Genomic DNA, 21414 nt, shown 5'->3' with positions numbered 1-21414 from the left:
GACCTGCCCAGAGAACGTCATGAAAAAACACTTCCATCACCGCTCGCGGTGGCTTTGCCTTGCCCTGGTGTTACTCGGTGTCGCCGTGAACAGCGCGCCGGCCGTGGCCAGCGTGGTCATGAGTGGCACCCGTTTCGTTTCAATTTTCAGCTCACCGTGAAAGAGTGCAAGGAGCCCGCCGGACAGATCGCGCAGTTCATCTTCGGTACGCCAGCGGACGCCGACACCAACGCGCCGCAGCTCTTCCGGATGCTCGGCAGCGCACCGGCGCACGTCGGCCTGGAAATCGCCGACGAAACAAAGCGCACGATCGAGCCCGGGAAGCCCTACCAGGCGAACGCGCTGGCCACTGGCGAGGATTTCGACTTCTACGTGCGCCTGCGTGAGTCGCGCTACAGCGTGGGCGGTGGCGCGTTCACTCGCCCGGTCACGATTCGCGTCGACTTCCTGTGAGGTCAGTAGTCGACGACGAGCGTATGGAATGGCTTTCCCAGCTGGACGCCATCGGCGTCGTAACCCGATACGGTTTTCCCGTCCACAGTGACCTTCCGCGGCTTCATCCGATCTGGCCAGAACACGCGTACGGGCGTCCCCGGTCGGATGCCGTTATCGAGGGTGATGGTCAGTCGTTCGCCGTCGCGTCTCGCCGTCATGCTCAACGACCCATAAGCCACCGGCAGCTTTGTCACCGACAATCCCTTCCCGGCAACCCACGAAGGCGGTACCCCCGGCAACAGGTAAAGCCCATCATCCGCCTCCCGCATCAACATCCCGAAGATCGTTCGCGCATACTCCGAGCCGATCCAGGTATGCGGCATGTCTCCGAGGTACCCTGGGTGCCGCGGCCGTGAATGAACCACCTCCGCCCACATGTTCCACTCTGGCGGGCGGCGGTCGCGGACGATGTCAGCAAGTAGCTCGGCGGCGTCCTTCGGGCGATCGAGGTAAACATAGGTGAGCACGTTACGCAGCTCATACGGCGTATAGGCGAACAATTCCCCTGGCGCCTCACGCTTGCGCACATCGGCAAGATAGCGATCGAAGGTGCGACGTAGCGCCTCAGCCGGCAGTACGTCCATCTGTCCCGCCGGATCGAGCGCAATGGACACGCCCGTCGGATCGCCGTCGCCCAGGTCCGCCGCTGCGGGAATTGTATCGATGCCCTTCCACGCCATCGTCGCAACGATCGACTTGCGCAAGGATTCGCGCAGTGCGGCGTACTGGGCATGTGCGTAAGCGGCGAGCTCCTTGTCGCCCCACTGCTCGGCAAGCCATGCACCATCGTGCCAGCCCTTCAGTGCCCAGTAGTCATCCCAGTAGCTATGCGTGGGACTCGAATAACCTTCATGACTGATCGACGGTGCGATGATGCCGTGGAATCGCTCGGGTGCCGGAAGATCGCCGAGATAGCCGGGAGCCATGGTCCGTTCGCGTAACTCCTGCATGAAATGCATTGCCGCACGTACCTTCGGTTCGTACGCCTTCACGCTGGCAGGACCACCACCGAAACGCGCCACGTCTGCCACCAGGTTGATGAATTCGCCCTGGCTGTCGTACTCGATGTCGGAGCCGAAGCCGCGATTGACGCTGCCGTCGGCATTGAGGATGGGCGAGACCAGGCCGTTCTCGTGCACCGCGTGGGTGGCGTACCAGTCGAGGTAGTCGCGTGCGGTCTTCGTCTCACCCATGCGCAGCAGGATCGATGCCGTCGCCGCACCGTCCCGAATGAAGGAGCGGTTGTAGTTGCGAGGGCCCGCCTGCATCGCGTGACCGGTCTGGTTGACAAGCATATAGGCGGCTTGCGAGCGGAGAAGGTTCACGAGCGATTCGTCGGGCAAGGAAATGCCGACGCCGCCGAGGCGCTTTTGCCATTCGTCCGAGACGCGGTCGGACAGCGTGTCGAATGTCTCGGCTTGCAGCGCATCCCGATTGATCGCGGGCGGTTCGGGGAGATGGCCGTTCGCATCCGCCGCGGCATCACCCAGAGGAAACGCCAGCACGATGTCGCGCGTCTCGCCAGGCGCCAAATGCACACGGTAGTCGAGCGCCGCTGCGGCGAGCCCATCATCGTCGTGCGCTTCACGCGCGGGCGGAACCTTGCCCGCGGCAACCGTGCCTGTGATCTCGGTTTCGCCGTGTGCACCGAACGCTGCGGCCCCTGAGGCATCTACCGGTGTGAGCGAGGCCAGCAAGGTGCGCCCTTCGACGCGCACGCTCGTGTGGGATGCATCGCCAACCAGAGCGATGTCATGAATCGGCGAGGCACCACCGTTCTGCCAGGGCGGGTTGACCTGAATCGGCCTTACGACGAGCGACAACGTTCCGTCCACCGTCGTGTTGCCCGTATTTGTCAATCGATGACGAAGCATCACGACGGACTGCGAACCCTCCTGCTTGGCAAAGGCTTCGCTGCTGACAGCAAGGCCGGGCTGCGCCACCCAGCCTACCGACGGCRTCGGCTTCCACCCATCGCGAAGTGCATGCGTCCGTTCCGAACCATCCGAGACGCTGGTGTGCCCGGAAACATCGCGCCAGATGGCCTGCACCAGAGGGCCGCCCTTGTACGGCTCGATATTTCCATACTCGTCGAAGATGGATTTCTGCAAGCCCGCCGGGACGCCGACCGCCGTCCAGTACACCTGCTGCATATGTAGCGAAGAGGGAAACAGGGCCGCATTCGTCCGGGAGGCGATCACCTGGTAGCGCTTCATGGGCGTCATCACGCGCAGCGGGCCGAGGAGTCGCAGGCGCTTCACTGAAGGCGCTACGCCTTCCTTCAATCCGACGACCAGACGCAGCGCCTCGATATCGGTTGGCTCGCGCGCGGCGAGATACGAGCTGTCCCCCGCACTGCCGGGGTCACTGTCGATCGTGGCCCATCGGCCCTTTGTGTCTCGTCCCTCCAGCGAGGCACCGTTGCGCGGTCCTGCCCACTCGATCTCGAGCCCAGTGATGTTCGCCGGCCGCGGCAGGGCGATATCCAGCTGCCGCGTGCCCTTGGGTCCCTTCCCGACGATGGTCCGGGTGGTTCCGTCAGCCCAGAGCGAGGCGCCATCGTCCTTGCCGTCGAGGCCGCGAATGCGCGCCACGTCGCTTGCCGCGAAGGGCTCGAACTCGAACACCGAGACACCCCAGTCGGCCGTCCGCTCCGGCGCGGCCAGCCTAACGTAGCGCGCCTCAGCCGCCGGAAAGACGAGGTATTCCGTGCCGCCCGGCGAATCGGTCACGGCGTACACGGTTCGGAACGTGGTGCCATCGGTCGAAACCTGGATCGAGTACGAAGCCGCAAAGCCACTGTCCCAATGGATGCGAACGCCGCCGATGCTCGCGATCCTGCCCAGGTCCACCTGGAACCATTGCCCCGGGCTGAAGCTGCCGCCCCAGCGCGTGGTCTCGTCGGTGTCAATGGCATGGGCGGGCGCCAGCGCCGGCACCTGCTGCGATGAGCTTGTGGCCTTCCATTCGCTTCGGGGCGGCACCCCATCGGCAGCGAACGTCGGGGTGGCCAGCAACCCGAGCAGGGCGAGCGTCAGGCGCGTGGCGCGCCGGGTGTGGCGATCGGACATGGGTGCGTACCTCCGGGGAGGTCACCAAGCCTAGGCACGTAACGCCATGTAACCAAGCCTTCGGCGCTAGAATCGGTGGTCTCGCGACCTTACGAATGCCCCGATATGCGTAATCCACTGCAGGAACAGTTGCTCAAGGCCGGTCTGGTCAAGAAGGACAAGATCGCCAAGGTCGTGCGCGAGCAGGCCAAGCAGCGCCAGGGCAAAGCGCCCGTCGTTGCCGACGAAGCCCAGGTCGACGCACGCAAGCTCCAGGCCGAGCGCGCCGAACGCGATCGCGCCATTGCTGCCGAGCGCAACGCCGAGGCGCGGAAGAAGGAAATTCGCGCCCAGGTACGCCAGATCGTCGAAACCACCCGGGTGAAGCGCGACGGCGAGATTGCGTATCGCTTCACCGATGGCGAAAAGATCACCAGCCTGCTGGTGAGCGAGCCGCTTCGCGCCCAGCTGGCTGGCGGCGTGCTGGCGATTGCAAAACTCGATGACCGCTACGAGCTGATCCCGCGCGCGGCGGCGGACAAGATCCACATGCGTGTCTCGGACGTGGTCGTCTCCGACCATGGCCGTACGGACAGCGCGCCGCTCCCCGCCGACGACGATGACGACTATTACAAGCAGTTCGTCGTCCCGGATGACCTGATCTGGTAAGGAGCGGTTGCCGATGAGCGTTCTGGTCACCGGCAGCGCCGGACACCTGGGTGAGGCGATCGTCCGCCGGCTTCGCGCCGAGGGCCGCGAGGTCCGCGGCATCGACATCAAGGCGTCGCCGTTCACCGACCACGTGGGCTCGATCGCGGATGAGGCTTTTGTCCGCGACGCCATGTCCGGCGCCACGGCCGTGATCCACAGCGCCACCCTGCACAAGCCGCACATCGCCACGCATTCCAGGCGCGAGTTCGTCGATACCAACGTGGCGGGCACCGTGGCGCTGCTCGAGTCCGCCGTGGCGCACGGCGTGAAGGCTTTCGTTTTTACCAGCACAACGAGTGCCTTCGGCGCGGCGCTCTCGCCGCGACCGGGCGAACCGGCGACCTGGATCGACGAGGACGTGGTTCCCATCCCGAAGAACATCTACGGGGCAACCAAGATCGCCGCCGAGGGCATGTGCGAACTGGTGGCGCGCAACGACGGCCTCGCTGTCATCGTGCTGCGAACGTCGCGCTTCTTCCCCGAAGATGACGACAATGCAGGCGTACGTGCCGAGTACGGCACACTGAACATGCAGGCTAACGAGCTTCTCTATCGCAGGGCTGATATCGAAGACATCGTCGAGGCGCATCTGCGGGCGGTCGCCCGCGCACCGGACATCGGTTTCGGGCGATACATCGTCTCAGCCCCGCCCCCGTTCACCCGAAACGACGCTGCGGCCTTGCGCGCGGATGCGGCCGCCGTTGTGCGTAAGCTGTTTCCCGACGTGGATGCGCTTTACGCCGCGCGTGGCTGGAGGCTGCTGCCGAGCCTGGATCGTGTCTACGACAGCGGTCTGGCGTCACGGGAGCTGGGCTGGAAGCCCCGGCGGGACTTCGCCTTTGCGCTCGAGTGCTTACGTCGCGGGGAGGACTTCCGCAGCGACATGGCCCGGGCAATCGGGGTGAAGGGGTATCACGACGTCGCGTTTGATGAAGGCCCGTATCCGGTTATCGGTTGAGGGCCGCCATCGCCGCTGAAGCGGCTCCCACCAGGCAAGGCACGCCCCGCTCGGCAGGAGCCGATGCATCGGCGACGCTCTCGACCCGTCAGACGACCGGCTTGGACCGATCCGTCTCCAGCGCCTTATTGATCCGCAGCGCCAGCAGCGTGCAGGCCGCGCCCGAAAGCAGATAAACGCTCACTGCGCCCAGGCCGAAGCGGGTCGAAAGCCCCAGGGCCACCAGCGGGGCGAAGGCCGCGCCGAACAGCCAGGCGAAGTCGGAGGTCAGGGCGGCGCCGGTGTAACGGTAACGCTTGGCGAAATTCGCCGTGACCGTGCCGGCGGCCTGACCATAAGACAGGCCCAGCAAGGCGAAGCCGATCAGCAGGAAGGCATCCTGCGCGACCTTGCCGCCGCCGAGCAGCCAGGGCGACGCAATGGCGAACAGGGCGATCAGCACGGCCATGCTGCCCAGGGTGTTGCGGCGACCGAACTTGTCGGCGATGACGCCCGAGGCCATGGTGCCCAGGATCGCCAGAAACGCCCCGATCAGCTGCACCACGAGGACGTCGTTGATGTCCTGCGAGCGGTTCAGTGCGATCCAGGAAAGCGGGAAGATGGTGACCAGGTGGAACAGGGCGTAGCTGGCCAGGGCCGCGAAAGCGCCGATAAACAGGTTGTAACCCTGGGCCGTCACCATCTCGATGATGCCGATGGGCTCGAGCTCGCGCTCTTCCAGCAACTGGGTGTATTCCTCGGTCACGACCAGGCGCAGCCGGGCGAACAGGGCCACCACGTTGATCGCGAAGGCGACGAAGAAGGGGTAGCGCCAGCCCCAGCTGAGGAAGTCTTCGGGGGAGAGCTGGGTGTGTAGGAACAGGAACAGCGACGCCGCGATCAGGAAGCCTACCGGCGCGCCGAGCTGGCCGAGCATGGAATACCAGCCACGACGGCCCTTGGGCGCATTGAGCGAGAGCAGGGAGGGCAGGCCATCCCAGGAGCCGCCGAGCGCAATGCCCTGCAAGAAGCGCAGCACCGAGAGAATCACAATGACGGCGTACCCGTGCGACGTGTTCGCCGGCAGGAAGGCAATGCACACCGTTGACGTGCCCAGCAGGAACAATGCCGCCGTGAGCTTGGTGCTCCGGCTCCAGTTGCGCTGGATGGCCATGAACAACGTGGTGCCGAGCGGCCGGGCGATGAACGCGAGCGAGAAGATGGCGAAAGCGGCAAGGATGCCGTCCAGCTGGCTCAGGAACGGAAAGAACACCGACGGAAAGACGAGGACGGACGCGATGCCGTACGTAAAGAAGTCGAAGTATTCGGAGGCACGGCCGATGACGACGCCGACCGCGATTTCGCCTGGGGCGACGGCGGCGTGGCTGGTCTCGTGCTGGCGGCGGACATCCTGTTCGGCGCCTTCCGCGGCATTGTGATGGGCGTGTGAAATGCTCGACATCGTATTCGGCCCGGTCTTGGGAATTGAGTGCAGGATAGCGAAGGATCGCACCACTCGGCTTGTAGGGCCATGGGACAAAGTGTCCTATGGCCTTGAAAGGCGGTTAGGCGTATTTTTTCGTGTCCCCACGGTTGCCTCCATCATGCGAATGTCCATGAAGATGATGCGCGGATTGCTGATCCCCGCTTTGGTCCTGCTCTTGTCGGGCTGCGACGCCGTGCTGTTTTCGCCCTCCGGCGACATCGCTCGGCAGCAGCGCGATCTCATCATTATTTCCGTGGTGCTGATGTTGATCATCATCATCCCGGTGATCGCGATGACGTTCATGTTCGCCTGGAAGTATCGGGAATCGAACAAGAACCACGACGACTATGCCCCGGACTGGAACCATTCCACGGTCCTGGAACTGCTGATCTGGTCGGCTCCGCTGCTGATCATCATCGCGCTGGGCGCCATCACCTGGACCAGCACGCACAAGCTGGACCCCTACCGCCCGCTGGATAAGATCGACGCCTCCCGCCCGGTCGCCGAAGGCACCAAGCCGCTCGTGGTCGAAGTCGTCGCGCTGGACTGGAAGTGGCTGTTCCTCTACCCGGAGCAGGGCATTGCCACGGTGAACGAGATGGCGGCCCCGGTCGATCGCCCGATCGAGTTCCATATCACCGCCTCGAACGTCATGAACGCGTTCTTCGTCCCTTCGATGGCAGGCATGATCTATGCCATGCCGGGCATGGAGACCAAGCTCCACGCGGTGATGAACAAAACGGGCGACTTCGAAGGACTTTCGGCCAACTACAGCGGCGCCGGCTTCTCCGACATGCGCTTCCGCTTTCATAGCCTGTCCGACGGCGACTTCAACGCCTGGGTGGCCAAGGCCCGCGCCGATGGCAATACCCTGAGCCGCGAGGACTACCTCAAGCTCGAGCAACCCAGCGAGCGCGAACCGGTGCACTACTACAAAACCGTCGCGCCTGGCTTGTACAGCGCGATCCTCAACCGTTGTGTCGAATCGAACCGCATGTGCATGAGCGACATGATGGCGATCGACCAGCAGGGCGGACAGGGCGTGGTGGGCGCGTACAACGTCACCTCGCTCGACGCTGGTACCCGCTCGCGCCTGGGTGTCGCCGACGATGGCAAGCGCTACGTGGGTGCCCTGTGCACCGCCCGCGGCGCTACCGGTGCGCCGGTGACACCTGCCGGACGTCCGCTCTGAGCGGCCGCCTTTTCCGATTCAAGCCTCGCCGAGTCCGGTAATGAACACACCCGATCTAGTCACACTGATCTTCGGACGCCTCACCATCGAGGCGATCCCGTACCACGAGCCGATTCTCATCGGCACGTTTGCCGCGGTCGCCCTCGGAGGCATCGCCCTGCTGGCGGTGCTGACCAAGTACAAGCTCTGGGGCTACCTCTGGAGCGAGTGGTTCACCAGCATCGATCACAAGAAGATCGGCATCATGTACATGGTGCTCGGCGTGGTAATGCTGCTACGCGGCTTCTCCGACGCCATCATGATGCGCGCCCAGCAGGCCATGGCCTTCAACGGCAACCCCGGCTTTCTGCCGCCGCATCACTACGACCAGGTCTTCACCGCCCATGGCGTGATCATGATCTTCTTCGTGGCGATGCCCTTCGTCACCGGTCTGATGAACTTCGTGGTGCCGCTGCAGATCGGCGCACGCGATGTCGCGTTCCCGTTCCTCAACAACTTCAGCTTCTGGATGACCGTGGCCGGCGGCATGCTGGTCATGGCCTCGCTGTTCGTCGGTGAGTTCGCCCGCACGGGTTGGCTGGCCTATCCGCCGCTTTCCGGGTTGGCGGCCAGTCCGGATGTCGGGGTCGACTACTACATATGGTCGCTACAGGTGGCCGGTGTGGGAACGACCCTCTCCGGCATCAACCTGCTTGCCACCATCATCAAGATGCGGGCCCCGGGCATGACCATGATGAAGATGCCCGTCTTCACCTGGACCTCGCTGTGCACCAACGTGCTGATCGTCGCCGCCTTCCCGGTGCTGACGGCCGTACTCGCGCTGCTCTCGCTCGACCGCTACGCCGGCACCAACTTCTTCACGAACGACTTCGGCGGCAACGCCATGATGTACGTGAACCTGATCTGGATCTGGGGCCATCCCGAGGTCTACATCCTGGTGCTGCCGCTGTTCGGCGTGTTCTCCGAAGTGGTCGCCACGTTCAGCCGCAAGCGTCTGTTCGGCTATGCGTCCATGGTCTACGCCACCGTCGTGATCACGGTGCTGTCGTACCTGGTATGGCTGCATCACTTCTTCACCATGGGGTCCGGCGCGAGCGTCAACTCGTTCTTCGGTATCACCACGATGATCATCTCGATCCCCACAGGCGCGAAGATCTTCAACTGGCTGTTCACGATGTACCGTGGCCGCATCCAGTTCGAAGTGCCGATGCTGTGGACGATGGGCTTCATGGTCACCTTCGTGATCGGCGGCATGACCGGCGTCATGCTCGCCGTGCCCCCGGCGGACTTCCTGCTGCACAACAGCCTGTTTCTGATCGCGCATTTCCATAACGTGATCATCGGCGGCGTGATCTTCGGTGTCTTCGCCGGCATCAACTACTGGTTCCCGAAGGCTTTCGGCTTCAAGCTCGATTCGTACTGGGGCAAGTGGTCGTTCTGGCTGTGGCTGACCGGCTTCTATTTCGCCTTCATGCCGCTCTACGTGCTGGGCTTCATGGGCGTCACCCGCCGCATGAACCACTTCGAAGACCCGTCCCTGCAGATCTGGTTCATCATCGCCGCCTTCGGCGCCCTGCTCATCGCTGGTGGCATCGCAGCGTTTCTCATCCAGATCTTCGTCAGCATCAAGCGTCGTGAGGCCCTGCGCGATGTGACGGGCGATCCGTGGCACGGGCGCACGCTGGAGTGGTCGACCTCGTCGCCGCCGCCGTCCTACAACTTCGCCTTCACCCCGGTCATCCACGAACAGGATGCCTGGTGGCAGATGAAGGAGCGCAACGCCGCGCGTCGTACCGAAGGCTACCTGCCGATCCACATGCCGAAGAACACCGCGGCCGGTGTCTACATCGCAGCCTTCGCCTTCGTCATCGGCTTCGCCATGATCTGGCACATGTTCCTCATCGCCGGCGTCGCCTTCCTCGGTCTGCTGGTGACCGCGATCGGCCACACCTTCAATTACAAACGCGACTACTACATCCCCGCCGACGTCGTGGCCCGGACCGAGGCCGCCCGCACGGAAGAGCTTGCCGCCCATGTCTGATATCCAAGCCACGCCTTCCGCGGTCGTCGCGGACCAGCAGGACCTTCAGTTCTGGATGAAGGAAGACCATCACCCGGAAAACGGCACGTTGCTCGGGTTCTGGATCTACCTGATGAGCGATTGCCTCATCTTCGCCTGCCTGTTCGCCACCTACGGTGTCCTCGGCCGCAGCTACGCGGGTGGCCCTTCGGGCGCCGACCTGTTCGAGCTGCCGCTGGTGGCCGTCAACACCACGATGCTCCTGCTGTCCTCCATCACTTACGGCTTTGCCGTGCTGGAGATGCAGAAGAACCGCCGTGGCACGATGATGGCCTGGCTGATCGTCACCGGACTGTTCGGTGCGACCTTCCTCGGCATCGAGCTGTATGAATTCGCCAACCTCATCCATGAGGGCGCGGGTCCGCAGCGCAGCGCGTTCCTGTCGTCGTTCTTCACCCTTGTCGGCACCCACGGGTTGCATGTGACCTTCGGCATCGTCTGGCTGATCACGCTGTTGGTGCAGGTGGGTCGCTTCGGCCTCACCCCGGCCAACAAGCGTCGCATCATGTGCCTGTCGATGTTCTGGCACTTCCTCGACGTGGTCTGGATCGGCGTGTTCACCTTTGTCTACCTGATGGGAGTGCTGCCGTGAGCGCGCACATCGACTCGCACGACCACCACGACGACCATGGTCACGGTGAAGAGGAAGTCAGCCACAGCACCCTGAAGGGCTACATGATGGGGTTCTTCCTCGCCGTGGTGCTGACGGCGATCCCGTTCTGGCTGGTCATGGGCAAGGTCATTCCGAACCCGCAGACGCTGGCGATCGTGATCCTTACCTTTGCGGCGATCCAGATCGTGGTCCACATGATCTACTTCCTGCACATGGACACGAAGTCACAGGGTGGCTGGAACATGCTGGCGCTGATGTTCACCCTCATCCTGGTGGTCATCACGCTGACCGGTTCCATCTGGGTCATGTTCCACCTCAATTCGAACATGATGCCGGGCATGTCCCACGACATGACCGAGCAGCAGGTGAAGAACCTCCCTTGAGCGTGGGCGCGACAAACGAGCCAAGGACGCCGCGCCCTCCGCGCGGCGTCTTCGTTCTGGGCGTGCTGGCCGTACTTGGCGTACTGGTCTTTGTCGGCTTCATCGCTCTGGGCACCTGGCAGGTGCATCGCCGCGCCTGGAAACACGATCTGATCGCCCGCGTCGACACACGCGTCCATGCCCAGCCGGTCGATGCTCCCGGCCGTGGCCAGTGGCCGCAGGTCAGTGCGGCGAATGATGAATACCGCCGCGTGAAACTCACCGGTACCTTCCTGCAGGACAAGAGCGTCCGTGTCCGCGCGAGCACCGAGCTCGGCATGGGCTCGTGGTTGCTCACTCCCTTGCGCACGCCGTCGGGCGATATCGTGATCGTGAACCGCGGCTTCGTGTCGCCCACCTGGTGTGCGGGCAAGGCCGGCTGCGAGCCGGGTCCGTCCGGGTCGACGTCAGTGTCGGGGCTGTTGCGGATCAGCGAACCCAAGGGCGCCTTCCTRCAGAAGAACGATCCGGCCAGGGACAAGTGGTTCTCACGTGATGTCGCGGCGATTGCGTCGGCGAGGGGGTTGAGCGATGTCGCGCCCTACTTCGTGGATGCCGACGCGGCGTCGTCGCCGGGTCGTGACGAAGGAAATGACGGCCCGGTCGGCGGCCTGACCGTGATCGCATTCCCGGACAACCACCTGAGCTATGCCATCACCTGGTACGCGCTGGCGCTATTGACCCTGGTGGGCGCGTGGGTAGCGTGGAAGTCTGGCGGCATGGGCAGCGATCGCCGATAAATCGGCCCCTACCGAGCAGGGGGAGCTTGTTCCGCGACGGGCCGACCCGCCGGGGCATGCCGAAGGGATTTCAATTTTTCGGCCCCGGAACGTCTTAAGGGTATGCATCCGCATTACCCCGATCCCACCTCACTCCCCGACGCCAAGCTTGGCTGGGCTTCCGCCCGGCCCGCACGAGGCGCACTGGCCCTCCTTGTCGATCACGCCCGCCGGCGTGCCGCCTTGCGGCGGCAGGGAGCGGTTCGGGAACGCCGGCTGCCTTACCTGCTGCGCACGGTGATGGCCTTCCGTCGTCAGGCCGCCTGGCTCGGGCTGGTCGGGGGATCGCGGGCCATGCGCGACGCGGCCGAATTGAACCCCCGGGTCTACGAGCGCTGGCAGACCCATTACATCTCGCGCAAGTTCGACATGGTGATGCGCGCGCGGGTGATCGACGCCCATTACCGCTTCGTCGCGCGCGAGTTTCCGGAGCGCCTGCGGAATCGACTGCTCAAGGGTCATGACGTCCGTCTTGCCACGCTTCCCCTCGGCGGTGGTGAGATCGCGTATCTCCACGCGCGCACGCCGGAGAACGAATCCACCGGCGAGCTGGGGCTTTACCTGCTCAACGCGGACAAGGAAGTGATCTCCTCCTGCGCGATCACCTTCGCCGGTACGGAAGGCGTGCTGGTGGGGGCGATGCGTGGCTCGTGGGCTTACCTCGGCCGCGGGGCCATCGCGCGCTTCAGTCGCGCCACGGGCGGGTTGCGTCCACGCGACCTGCTGCTGGCCGTGGTTCGCGCGCTGGCCACGTACTACGGCATCGATAGGGTCCGGGGCGTATCGCGCAGTGCTCATCCGCTCGATCGTCGTGCCGGGGTGACCACCGCGTCGTACGACCGGTTCTGGCGGCGTCACGGTGGCGTTGCCGGCGAAGGTGGCTGCTACGAAATTCCCTGCCTGGCGGTATCCAGCGGCCGCGCGGAGCGCGACGCCTTCCGGCGCGAGGCGTGCGAAGTCACCCTGAAGTCGTTCGCGCGCGCGGCGGCCTAGAAGTTGTAAGTGCCGGTGAGCAGCACGACACGGCCTTGCCGTATCGGGACGAAGGTTTCGTCGAAGTTCACGGCGTACAGCGTGCGGGCAAAGAGGTTTTTCACCCCCAGGGTCACTCGCCAGTTTTCGCCGTAACGCGACACATTGGTCTCGACGCTGGCCTGTCCGGGAATGCCGAAGTACTGCCCGTCGTTCGTCGTGCGGCCCTCGCTGCGACTGCGCGCGACGACACCGGCGGCGACGCCCCAGGGTTTGAGCGACCCCTCGCCGAAGCGATAGCTGCCCCACGCCGCCGCCTGATGCTTCGGTGCACCGGTGGGCCGGGTGTCATCGTGATTGCGGATGCGCGATTCGGTCAGGCTGGCCAGCACATCGAAGCCCGGCGCGACGCGACCGGTGAATTCGAGTTCCAGGCCGCGATTGGTCTGCCCGGGGCCCGGGGTGGCGAAGAAGGGCGGCTCCGGCGACACCAGGTCCACGCTGTGGTCGACGCGGATGCGATAGACCGCCGCGGTCAGGCGCGCTCGCTGGTCGAAGAGATCGACTTTCGTGCCCAATTCGATCTGTCGTGAGGTGGCGACAGGCAGCGGCTGGCCATCCTTGCCCAGCGCTGGATCGGGCTGGAACCCGGTGGATGTGTCCGCGTAGAGGGATACCTCGGGCGTCAACTTGTAGACCACGCCGACCTTGGGTATCCAGCGATCCTTGCGCACCGTTCGCGGCGAACCGTCGGACCATCGCGTATCGAGTTCATAGCTGGCGCGGCGTACGGCGGCGAGCACGTTCCAGCGATCGCCCAGGGCGATCTGGTCCTGGAAGTAAACGCCTGCATTGGTCTGCCACGAGCCACCCAGGGTCTGCACGGTGGTGCTCACCGGCCTGATCAGTGCGTTGTACTTCGCCGACACCGTGCTTCCGGTGCGCAGGTCGTAGGCAAGCGGCCGCGTCACGATGACGGCGCTGCGATCGGCCTCGTCGGTCGTGATTCCCTCGGTGATGCTGCCACCGCCGCTGTCGCCCGCATGGGTCCGGGCGAGGTCCACGCCGACCAACACGGTATGCGTGACATCGCCCGTGCGAAAGGTGCGGGTGAGGTCGTTCTGCCAGGTCCAGTAGGTACCGGAGTAGCGAAAGCTTCGCGCTACCGCCGACGAAGCCCCCCCGAAGACGAAAGCCGGGCCGGACGAAAGATACGACCAGCTGTTGCCGTCGCTGTGCTGGCGCACGTACTGTCCTCGGCTGTGGAACGCCCAGTCGTCCGCGAAGTCGTGATCGACTTCGAATACCCCACGAAGGGTGCGATAGGTGGAGATATCGCCCGGATTCCCCGGCACGGAACGCACGGGCGACGCCGAGGACAGCGACGGCCCGAGCAGCACGGTGTGTTCCGGACCGGGCACGCGGTTGTCGACGAACTCCACGCCGCCCATGACACGGGTGTGCTCGCCCTGCCACGCCAGCGATGGCGCGAGATACGCGCCGCGGCCACCGCCGTCGCCCTCCGGCGTCTTCTCGCCACGCTGTCCTGAGGCGACCAGGCGGTAGGTCAGCGATCCATCTTTCGATGCGCTGCCTGCGAGGTCGAGGCCGAGCCGGGCGCCATCGTACTTGCCGACCGTGTAGTCGATCGTGCGTACGGTCTCGGCCTGCGGTCGCTTCATGACGACGTTGATCGAACCGCCAAAGTTGTTGTTCTGCGACGCGTCGCCGAGGATCGCTTCCGGGCCACGCAGGACTTCCACGCGTTCGATGCCGATCAGCGGGGGCAGGTCTTCCGTCCGCGCGATGCCGTTGGGCATGCCATCGGTCATGCCATGGCCGGCATCGAAGCCGCGAATCAGGAACAACGGCGATCCGCCGTAGCCGTCCACGTACTGCACGCCTGCCACATACCGCGCCACATCGCCGATATCGACGGCCTGCTGCGCTTCGATCACGTCGCGGGTCACCACCGTGACCGATTGCGGTACATCGGTGAGCCGCGCGTCCGTACGCGTTACCGTGCGGGTGGTGTCCGCCTTGAATCCGTTGTCCTGGACCATGCCCTGGACATCCACGGTGGCCAGCGGCACGACGCTGCCCGGATCGAACGCGACGGCGGGGTCCAGTGGCAGCGGCGTCGCGTTGTCGGGCTTCTGCCGCTGGCGCACGACCACCGTGCGTGCATCGTAGGCTTCGCTTTCGAGATCGGTCCCGGCGAGCAGTTCGTTCAGTGCCGCGTTCGGCGTAAGCGTGCCGCTGGCACCGGACGATCGCCAGTTGGCGATCGAGCCGGACGCGGTCAGTACCTGCACGTTGCTTTGCTTACCCCAGGCGAGCAGGGCGGTCGCCAGGGGTTGCGGGGCGATGTCGAACGGGATGACGACATTCGTGGAACCGCCGCCGGAAGCGTCCGCGGCGCAGGCGACACGGATCGCCCACGCAAGCGCGAGAGCGCCGGTGAGTGCGCGCCGGCGCCCGCGAAGCGAGTACTGCAAGATCTGCCGTCCCAAAGGGTGAGTTTCAGCGCGGCTTCTGACTCCGCGTCATCGATGTCTGGCGAGCCAGCTCCAGCCGGTCGGCGTAGCTATCCACGCGAACCGGGAAGACCCGCGGTAACGCGGACACCCAACTGTCGATGGTATCGACCTCGACGGTACCGGTAAACGTCAGTCGGCCCAGGTCGGCGTCGGCCAGCCGGATCGGCCGTGCGCTATAGCGGTTCACATTCTCCACGACCGAGGCCAGGGGCTCGTTGACGAACTCCAGCCGGTGGCCGCGCCAGGCGGTCGCGGAGGCCGGGGTCACGTCGAGGATGCGCATGGCCTGCGTCTCGGGATCGAACGAGACTTCACGCCCCGCGCCAAGCTCCACGGTGGCCGCATCGCCATCGGTGGCGGAGGGCGATACCCGCACGCGGCCTTCCGTGACCGCCACGGTGACGCGGTTGCCCGTCCGGCGGACGTTGAAAGCGGTCCCCAGGTCGCGGATCCGCAGCGGGCCGGCCGTCACCACGAAGGGGCGCTCGGCATGGGCGACGCGAAAAAAGGCTTCGCCGGCCTCGAGGTCCACGGCACGTTCGTCGCGGCCGTACCTCGCGGTGATCGACGTCGCGCCGCCAAGCTCGATGCTCGAGCCATCAGGCAGCGCGATGTCGCGGTGCCCGGCGCGCTCGCTGGCGTACTGGCGGGTCGATTCGGTGCCCGCAGGACGCAGGCCCACGTACAGCCCCGCGCCGAGCACGACGATGGCTACGCCCGCGGCCAGGCTGAGGGCAAGCCGCGGCGGCGACCGGCGGTGCGGCGTCGGCGGCACGTATCGCGCCACGAAAGCCTCGCGCGTGGCGCTATCCATGGCGGTCGCGCTTTCGGCGAGGTCGCACGCGCGGTCGAAGGCGGCGGCATGGCGCTTGTCGGCTTCGAGCCAATCGCTCCATTGCAGCATGGCCTGTTCGGGCAACGCGGGGTCGCGCAGGCGCGACCACCAGTCGGCGGCGGTGTTCTCGATATGACGATCGACGAAGGAAGCAGTGTTCATTGGGGGTTCTCCGCGCGATCGCGGCGTTCGCGGCAGTGCGCCAGGGCGTTGGCCACGTGGTAGCGCACCATGCGCTCGCTCAGTTTCATGTCCCGGGCTATCGCGGCGAAGTCGCGTCCGTCGACGACATGCATGACGAAGGCCCGGCTGGTCTTCGGCGGCAGTTCGTCCAGGGACTGGCGGAGGACCTGCCATTGTTCGACCGCCGAGGCGTGCTGTTCGGGAATAGGCGTGACGTGCCAGTCGTCGTTGTCCGGATCCATCGGGGCCGAGGCACGCACGTTGCGCATGCGCAGGCGGTCCACGGCCAGGTTGGAGGCGGCGCGAAAGAGAAAAGCACGGGGTGAGTCGATCCGGGTCGCCTCGTCCAGCGAGAGCAGCTTGAGATAAACCTCCTGCGCTACCTCCTGGGCATCGGCAAGCGAATTCAGTCGCGCTCGCAGGAAAGCCACGAGCGCCGCATTGTGTTCACGGAAGAGGGCAACCACCTGCGCGGCACGTTTACCGCCCGCTGGCGTGCCCGCCGCCTGGGAGGGATCCATGGTGTGTCTGACCGCGTTCATGAGGCTGGGAGAGGGTCACTATAGGTTCGCACGGTGGGAAATCGACGCCCGTACGGGCAGAACGAGCGCCGATTTCCGCACCGGCGAACACCCTAGACGTTCCAGCTCCGGAAAAATGAAATGGAATCGGCCAGCGGCCCTTCCGTCCGCTGTAAGGGACTTGTCAGCCGCCTCGACTAGCATGGCCGCCGACCTGGCCGTTTCCCCTTATCCGATGACCGCCGCCGAACGATCCTTTCGCCGTGAACTCGGCGGGTTCATGCTCTTCGCCCTGGTGGTTCTAGCGGCCGGCATCGGCATGCGTGATCCCTGGCCACCGGATGAGCCGCGTTTCGCCCTCGTCGCACGACAGATGCTCGAATCCGGCCAATGGCTGTTTCCGCACCGGGGCCTGGAGCTCTATGCGGACAAGCCGCCCATGCTCATGTGGACCGAGGCCGCCTGGATGGCGCTCACCAACGGCTGGCGCGGCGCCTTCCTGCTGACATCCCTGTTCTCCGGCCTGGGCACGTTGGCCCTGGTCGCCTGTCTCGGGCGTCGCCTGTGGAATCCGCGGGTCGGTCTGCACGCCGCAGCCATCGTGCTGACAACGATGACCTTCGTCGATGTCATCAAGCACGGCCAGATCGATCCCCTCTCCCTGTTCTGGATCACCCTGGCCAATACCGGCCTGTTGCTGCATTGCCTGCGTGGTCCGGACTGGAAGATGTACTGGCTCGGCTGCTTCGCGGCCGGCCTGGGGGTGATCACCAAGGGCGTGGGTGTCATCGCCCTGTTCATGCTCATTCCCTATGCCGTGATGCGGGCTCGGCAGTGGCCCGGTCTCGCCCGGACACACGGCGACGGCTGGCGCTGGGCCGGCGGTGCCATTGCTTTCCTCCTTGCGATCTCCGTCTGGCTGCTGCCTATGCTGGTCACCGCTTATGGGTTCCGCACACCCGAGTACGTGGCCTACGTCGAGGACATCCTGTTCCACCAGACCGCCGACCGCTATGCCAACTCATGGCAGCACGAGGAGGCGCCGTGGTTCTTCCTGCTGGTGATCCTGCGCGTTTGGGCGCCGACGTGGCTGTTGATTCCCTTTCTCGTCCCTCGCTGGCGAGAGGCGCTGCGACGTCGCGAACCGCGCGTGTGGATGCCGCTGGCATGGTTCGTCCTTACCCTTGTGTTCTTTTCCATCCCGAGCGGCAAACGCGCGATCTACATCCTGCCGGGGCTGCCCATGCTGGCGCTGGCCATGGCGCCCTATCTCGGTGACCTCCTGAAGACGCGGTGGCTGCCGAGGCTCGCGTTCGGGCTCACTGTGGCATCCGGCGTGGTGTTCGTCGGTGTCGGTGCGTGGGCCTGGAAGGCCGCGCCGAAGGCGGCGCAGCGCATTGCCGAAGGCTATCAACTGGCCGATCACGGCCAGTCGCTGTGGCTGTGCGTCATCGCCCTGGGTGCCGCCTTCCTCGTGGCCGCCGCGGTATGCCGTCCGCGGCGTGGTGTGCTCGCGCTGGTGCTCGGTATCGGCCTGGCATGGATCGTCTGGCCGGTGACCACCTATCCGCTGCTCAACGCCAACCAGTCCGCGACCCAGTTGATGAGCGAGGCCGACGCACGGATCGGTCCCGACGGCCAGCTCGGTCTGGTTTCGTGGCGAGAGGAAGTGCTCTATCAGGCGCGACGCCCGGTGACCGAGTTCGGCTTCGCGCGCGACGCCGCGTTGCAGATGGCGGATGCCCGCGTCTGGCAGCGGGCCGATCCCGCCCACCGCTGGATCCTTCTGAACGAGGATGCGCTGGACAGCTGCGTCATCCGCGAGAAAGTCGTGGATATGGGCGTGGCCAACCGCGTGCGTTCGGTGTTGCTACCGGGCGACGGCAGCCGGCCAGGTTGTGTACCAGCCAGACAAAGCGAACCCAGCCCGGTAGGAGCCGATTCATCGGCGATGCTCTAAACCGCAGGCGCCTCAGCCATCGTCCGCTTCAACATCCGCTCGTACTTCTTCTTCGTGCGTGACGCGTTATGCGCGCGATTCATCGAACAATGCGGCACGATATTCTTCTCGCCGAAGCCATCGATCATCACCAGTCGCGGGCCACCGCGCGAGTCCTCCCCATACACCACGTTCCATGCGTGCAGGTCGGCGGCGATGACGTTGTGGCTGAGCAGGCGTGCGTAGAACGCTTCGAGCTCAAGCCGCGTTTTCTCGGTAAAGCCTTCGGCCTGGACCCAGGCATGCAGCGTCGGCGCGAGCTGCCCATTCGGCTGCCGCACCTTCTCCACGATCTGCCCCATGCCGATATCGGTCATCTCCAGGCCGACGATGCGAGCGAGGGGCGAGGTCGCATAGGCGCCCACGTAGAGGCTCGTGACGTATTCCTTGAACTCGCGCACGAAGTCCTTGTACGGACCGCTGCGCGCGATACGGCGGTACCACGGCGCCTGGTTCCAGCGCTCCTCGATCGATGCGCTGGTGATCACTTTGATCAGCAGATCGGAGTCGTCCGGGTGCTGGTACACCTCGCGGATGTGCCCATGGGCGATCGGCTTGGCGTCGGCCAGTCTGAACATCGTCGGTCCTCGTTTGGCGCCTGAAAGGCTGCCGTAAGTCGTTCCTGGGGCGCACAGTGTAAAGTCTTCGGGTCGTTACCGCCCTGATACCGGATACTCCAACGTGCGCAAGCTCACCTGGCGTTTCATCCTTGCCGCCCTCGTCTTCCTGACGCTTTCCCGCGTCGGCCTGTCCGTGTGGCAATGGTCGCGCGTCCACAACGGTGGCGGCCTCTGGCCCGTGCTGATGGGTGGCTGGCGCATCGATCTCTCACTCATCGCGATGATCGTCGCCTTGCCGGCGCTGCTCTCGCCCTGGCTCGGCCATCGCGCGTGGCCCACCCGCATAGCGGCCTGGTGGCTGCGCTTCTGGTGGCTGGCCTTCGTGTTGCTGGAAGTCTCGACCCMGCAATTCATCGTCGAATACGATACGCGCCCCAACCGCCTGTACTTCGAGTACCTGACCAGCCCGCACGAAGTGGCCTCCATGCTCTGGAACGGCTACAAGTTGTCCGTCGCAGCCGGCCTGGTGGTGTTCGCGCTGATCGGCTGGCTCGGTTTCCGCCTGCTGCCGACGCGTCAGCCGGATCGTGCACGCGTGCGCGGCTGGATGCGTCCCGTTGTCACCGTGGTCCTGTTCGCCGTGCTTTTCCTGGYCGGCCGCGGCACGCTGCAGCATCGTCCGCTCAACGCCTCGCAGGTCGCCTTCACCAACGACGCGATGGTCAACACGCTGCCGCTGAATTCGCTTTACAACGTGCTCAATGCAGCGCTCGCGCTGGGCAACGAACGTTCCGCGTCGGCGGTCTACGGCAAGTTACCCGACGACGAAATGCAGGCGATCGTGCGTCAGGCCGCCGGCCTGGATGGTCCGCCACTGGACGCGACCTATCCCAGCCTGCATCGCCAGCAGGCGACCCGGAAAGGCGACAAGCCACTGAACCTGGTCATCATCCTCGAAGAAAGCCTCGGCGCGCAGTTCGTCGGCAGCCTGGGTGGCGACGGCTACACGCCCGAACTGGACAAGCTCTCCAACGAGGGATGGTGGCTGACCCGAACCTACGCGACGGGCACGCGCTCGGCGCGTGGACTGGAAGCCGTCACCACGGGCTTCCTGCCGACGCCGGCCGAGGCCGTGCTCAAGCTGCCGCGCAGCCAGCGCGACTTCTTCACCCTCGGCGCCTTGCTCGACACCTTCGGGTATCACACGCGCTTCCTCTACGGCGGTGAGGCGCACTTCGACAACATGCGTTCGTTCTTCTTCGGCAACGGCTTCAACGAAGTCGTCGACAGCGCGAGCTTCAAGACCAAGCCCGGATTCATCGGCTCCTGGGGCGCCTCCGACGAAGACATGTTCAACGAGCTGCACCAGCGCCTTCTCGATGACGGCAACAAGCCCACGCTTACCGTGGCCTTCTCCGTGTCGAACCACACGCCATGGGAATACCCGGCGGGCCGGATCACGCCCGAGGGCGAACCTGCCAGCAACGCCAACGCGGTACGTTATGCGGACTGGTCCATCGGCCGCTTCTTCGAGCGAGCCAAGCAGTCGCCGTACTGGAGCCACACGGTGTTCCTGATCGTCGCGGACCACGACGCGCGCGTGTTCGGCGCAAATCTCGTGCCCGTCACGCATTTCCACATCCCCGCGCTGATTCTCGGCGCGGGCGTGCCGGTGAAGAAAGACGATCACATCGTCAGCCAGGTCGATCTTGCACCCACCCTCCTCTCGCTCATCGGTATCAGCAGTGAGCATCCGATGCTTGGTGCAGATCTGACCCAGCGTTATCCGGACCGCGCCATCATGCAGTACGGCGACAACTACGGTTATCTCAAGGGCGACCGCCTCATCGTCCTTCGGCCGAACCAGCCGGCGACGCAATATCACTATCTGATCGACGGCGAGAAGCTCGACCTGCAGCCGGTGGATTCCCAGTTGGAGAAAGAGGCGCTGGCGCACGCGTTGTGGCCGAGCTGGGCCTATAGCAAGCAGCGGTATCGCCTGCCGCCGGGTGCCGGCGACAAGAAGCCGTAGTACTCCG

General features: G+C 64.9%; 17 protein-coding genes. 11 read left to right on the top strand and 6 right to left on the bottom strand.

Features of this window, described 5'->3' with window-relative positions; all coding sequences use genetic code 11:
- Window positions 1-156 precede the first annotated feature (156 nt).
- Window positions 157-453: a hypothetical protein gene (locus AC1DSN_RS03125; RefSeq protein WP_477293297.1), complete on the top strand. Its 297-nt coding sequence runs from the start codon at window positions 157-159 to the stop codon at window positions 451-453.
- 2 nt (window positions 454-455) lie between these two features.
- Here AC1DSN_RS03125 and AC1DSN_RS03120 read toward each other — a convergent pair whose 3' ends face one another.
- Window positions 456-3566: a discoidin domain-containing protein gene (locus AC1DSN_RS03120; RefSeq protein ID WP_477329545.1), complete on the bottom strand. Its 3111-nt coding sequence runs from the start codon at window positions 3564-3566 to the stop codon at window positions 456-458.
- Window positions 3567-3671: 105 nt separating this feature from the next.
- On the opposite strand from AC1DSN_RS03120, the gene AC1DSN_RS03115 reads away from it, so the two are divergent.
- Window positions 3672-4214: a DUF2058 domain-containing protein gene (locus tag AC1DSN_RS03115; protein ID WP_063573006.1), complete on the top strand. Its 543-nt coding sequence runs from the start codon at window positions 3672-3674 to the stop codon at window positions 4212-4214.
- 13 nt (window positions 4215-4227) lie between these two features.
- Window positions 4228-5214 carry an NAD-dependent epimerase/dehydratase family protein gene (locus tag AC1DSN_RS03110; RefSeq protein ID WP_477293302.1) on the top strand — a complete coding sequence of 329 codons (987 nt, stop codon included), beginning with the start codon at window positions 4228-4230 and terminating at the stop codon, window positions 5212-5214.
- A gap of 88 nt (window positions 5215-5302) precedes the next feature.
- Here AC1DSN_RS03110 and AC1DSN_RS03105 read toward each other — a convergent pair whose 3' ends face one another.
- Window positions 5303-6655 (bottom strand): MFS transporter, encoded by a 1353-nt coding sequence (locus tag AC1DSN_RS03105; protein WP_477293304.1) that lies wholly within the window; start codon window positions 6653-6655, stop codon window positions 5303-5305.
- 142 nt (window positions 6656-6797) lie between these two features.
- Here AC1DSN_RS03105 and cyoA point away from each other — a divergent pair, with 142 nt between their 5' ends.
- From cyoA to AC1DSN_RS03075, 6 genes are all read left to right on the top strand, one after another.
- Complete coding sequence (cyoA, locus tag AC1DSN_RS03100; RefSeq protein ID WP_477329543.1) at window positions 6798-7871, top strand: ubiquinol oxidase subunit II; 1074 nt, start codon at window positions 6798-6800, stop codon at window positions 7869-7871.
- Window positions 7872-7938: 67 nt separating this feature from the next.
- A complete protein-coding gene (gene cyoB, locus AC1DSN_RS03095; RefSeq protein WP_213949130.1) occupies window positions 7939-9912 on the top strand; it encodes a cytochrome o ubiquinol oxidase subunit I in 1974 nt (657 codons plus the stop codon).
- Window positions 9913-9967: 55 nt separating this feature from the next.
- Window positions 9968-10543: a cytochrome o ubiquinol oxidase subunit III gene (cyoC, locus tag AC1DSN_RS03090; protein WP_477298065.1), complete on the top strand. Its 576-nt coding sequence runs from the start codon at window positions 9968-9970 to the stop codon at window positions 10541-10543.
- Window positions 10540-10947 carry a cytochrome o ubiquinol oxidase subunit IV gene (gene cyoD, locus AC1DSN_RS03085; RefSeq protein ID WP_063573884.1) on the top strand — a complete coding sequence of 136 codons (408 nt, stop codon included), beginning with the start codon at window positions 10540-10542 and terminating at the stop codon, window positions 10945-10947. Before cyoC ends, cyoD begins: the two co-directional genes overlap by 4 nt.
- Window positions 10948-10949: 2 nt before the next feature.
- Window positions 10950-11726: an SURF1 family protein gene (locus tag AC1DSN_RS03080; protein ID WP_477298066.1), complete on the top strand. Its 777-nt coding sequence runs from the start codon at window positions 10950-10952 to the stop codon at window positions 11724-11726.
- Between the two features lie 102 nt (window positions 11727-11828).
- Complete coding sequence (locus AC1DSN_RS03075) at window positions 11829-12758, top strand: DUF535 family protein (RefSeq protein WP_477298062.1); 930 nt, start codon at window positions 11829-11831, stop codon at window positions 12756-12758.
- Here AC1DSN_RS03075 and AC1DSN_RS03070 read toward each other — a convergent pair.
- Genes AC1DSN_RS03070 through AC1DSN_RS03060 form a run of 3 tightly spaced genes read right to left on the bottom strand, consistent with a single transcriptional unit; the run spans window position 12755 to window position 16816 of the window.
- Entirely contained in the window at window positions 12755-15235 is a 2481-nt protein-coding gene (locus tag AC1DSN_RS03070; protein WP_477329541.1) for a TonB-dependent siderophore receptor, read from the bottom strand. The two genes, AC1DSN_RS03075 and AC1DSN_RS03070, sit on opposite strands and share 4 nt — an antisense overlap.
- 25 nt (window positions 15236-15260) lie before the next feature.
- Window positions 15261-16274, bottom strand: a complete 1014-nt coding sequence (locus tag AC1DSN_RS03065; RefSeq protein WP_213948957.1) for a FecR family protein — start codon at window positions 16272-16274, stop codon at window positions 15261-15263.
- Window positions 16271-16816, bottom strand: a complete 546-nt coding sequence (locus AC1DSN_RS03060) for an RNA polymerase sigma factor (RefSeq protein ID WP_477293625.1) — start codon at window positions 16814-16816, stop codon at window positions 16271-16273. The genes AC1DSN_RS03065 and AC1DSN_RS03060 overlap by 4 nt, the downstream gene beginning before the upstream one ends.
- Window positions 16817-17018: 202 nt before the next feature.
- Between AC1DSN_RS03060 and AC1DSN_RS03055 the strand changes: the two genes are divergently transcribed.
- The gene (locus AC1DSN_RS03055) at window positions 17019-18776 is read left to right on the top strand and encodes an ArnT family glycosyltransferase (RefSeq protein WP_477293623.1); all 1758 of its coding nucleotides are present in this window, start codon (window positions 17019-17021) and stop codon (window positions 18774-18776) included.
- Here the strand turns inward: AC1DSN_RS03055 and AC1DSN_RS03050 are convergent.
- Entirely contained in the window at window positions 18773-19393 is a 621-nt protein-coding gene (locus tag AC1DSN_RS03050; RefSeq protein ID WP_477293621.1) for a YrbL family protein, read from the bottom strand. The two genes, AC1DSN_RS03055 and AC1DSN_RS03050, sit on opposite strands and share 4 nt — an antisense overlap.
- Before the next feature lie 103 nt (window positions 19394-19496).
- Here AC1DSN_RS03050 and AC1DSN_RS03045 point away from each other — a divergent pair, with 103 nt between their 5' ends.
- On the top strand, window positions 19497-21407 hold the full coding sequence (locus tag AC1DSN_RS03045; RefSeq protein WP_477329539.1) for an LTA synthase family protein: 1911 nt from the start codon (window positions 19497-19499) through the stop codon (window positions 21405-21407).
- Window positions 21408-21414: the final 7 nt, after the last annotated feature.

This window comes from Luteibacter sp. P4_D7_3 (assembly GCF_056401735.1).
This window is presented reverse-complemented; position numbering and strand designations above follow the sequence as displayed.

Excerpts from the sequence above, each read along its gene's own strand:
- AC1DSN_RS03050 (WP_477293621.1), bottom strand. The coding sequence starts at position 19,393 with ATGTTCAGACTGGCCGACGCCAAGCCGATCGCCCATGGGCACATCCGC.
- AC1DSN_RS03075 (WP_477298062.1), top strand. The coding sequence starts at position 11,829 with ATGCATCCGCATTACCCCGATCCCACCTCACTCCCCGACGCCAAGCTT.
- cyoA (WP_477329543.1), top strand. The coding sequence starts at position 6,798 with ATGCGAATGTCCATGAAGATGATGCGCGGATTGCTGATCCCCGCTTTG.
- AC1DSN_RS03060 (WP_477293625.1), bottom strand. The coding sequence starts at position 16,816 with ATGGATCCCTCCCAGGCGGCGGGCACGCCAGCGGGCGGTAAACGTGCC.
- AC1DSN_RS03105 (WP_477293304.1), bottom strand. The coding sequence starts at position 6,655 with ATGTCGAGCATTTCACACGCCCATCACAATGCCGCGGAAGGCGCCGAA.
- AC1DSN_RS03115 (WP_063573006.1), top strand. The coding sequence starts at position 3,672 with ATGCGTAATCCACTGCAGGAACAGTTGCTCAAGGCCGGTCTGGTCAAG.
- cyoC (WP_477298065.1), top strand. The coding sequence starts at position 9,968 with ATGAAGGAAGACCATCACCCGGAAAACGGCACGTTGCTCGGGTTCTGG.
- AC1DSN_RS03065 (WP_213948957.1), bottom strand. The coding sequence starts at position 16,274 with ATGAACACTGCTTCCTTCGTCGATCGTCATATCGAGAACACCGCCGCC.
- AC1DSN_RS03110 (WP_477293302.1), top strand. The coding sequence starts at position 4,228 with ATGAGCGTTCTGGTCACCGGCAGCGCCGGACACCTGGGTGAGGCGATC.
- AC1DSN_RS03055 (WP_477293623.1), top strand. The coding sequence starts at position 17,019 with ATGGCCGCCGACCTGGCCGTTTCCCCTTATCCGATGACCGCCGCCGAA.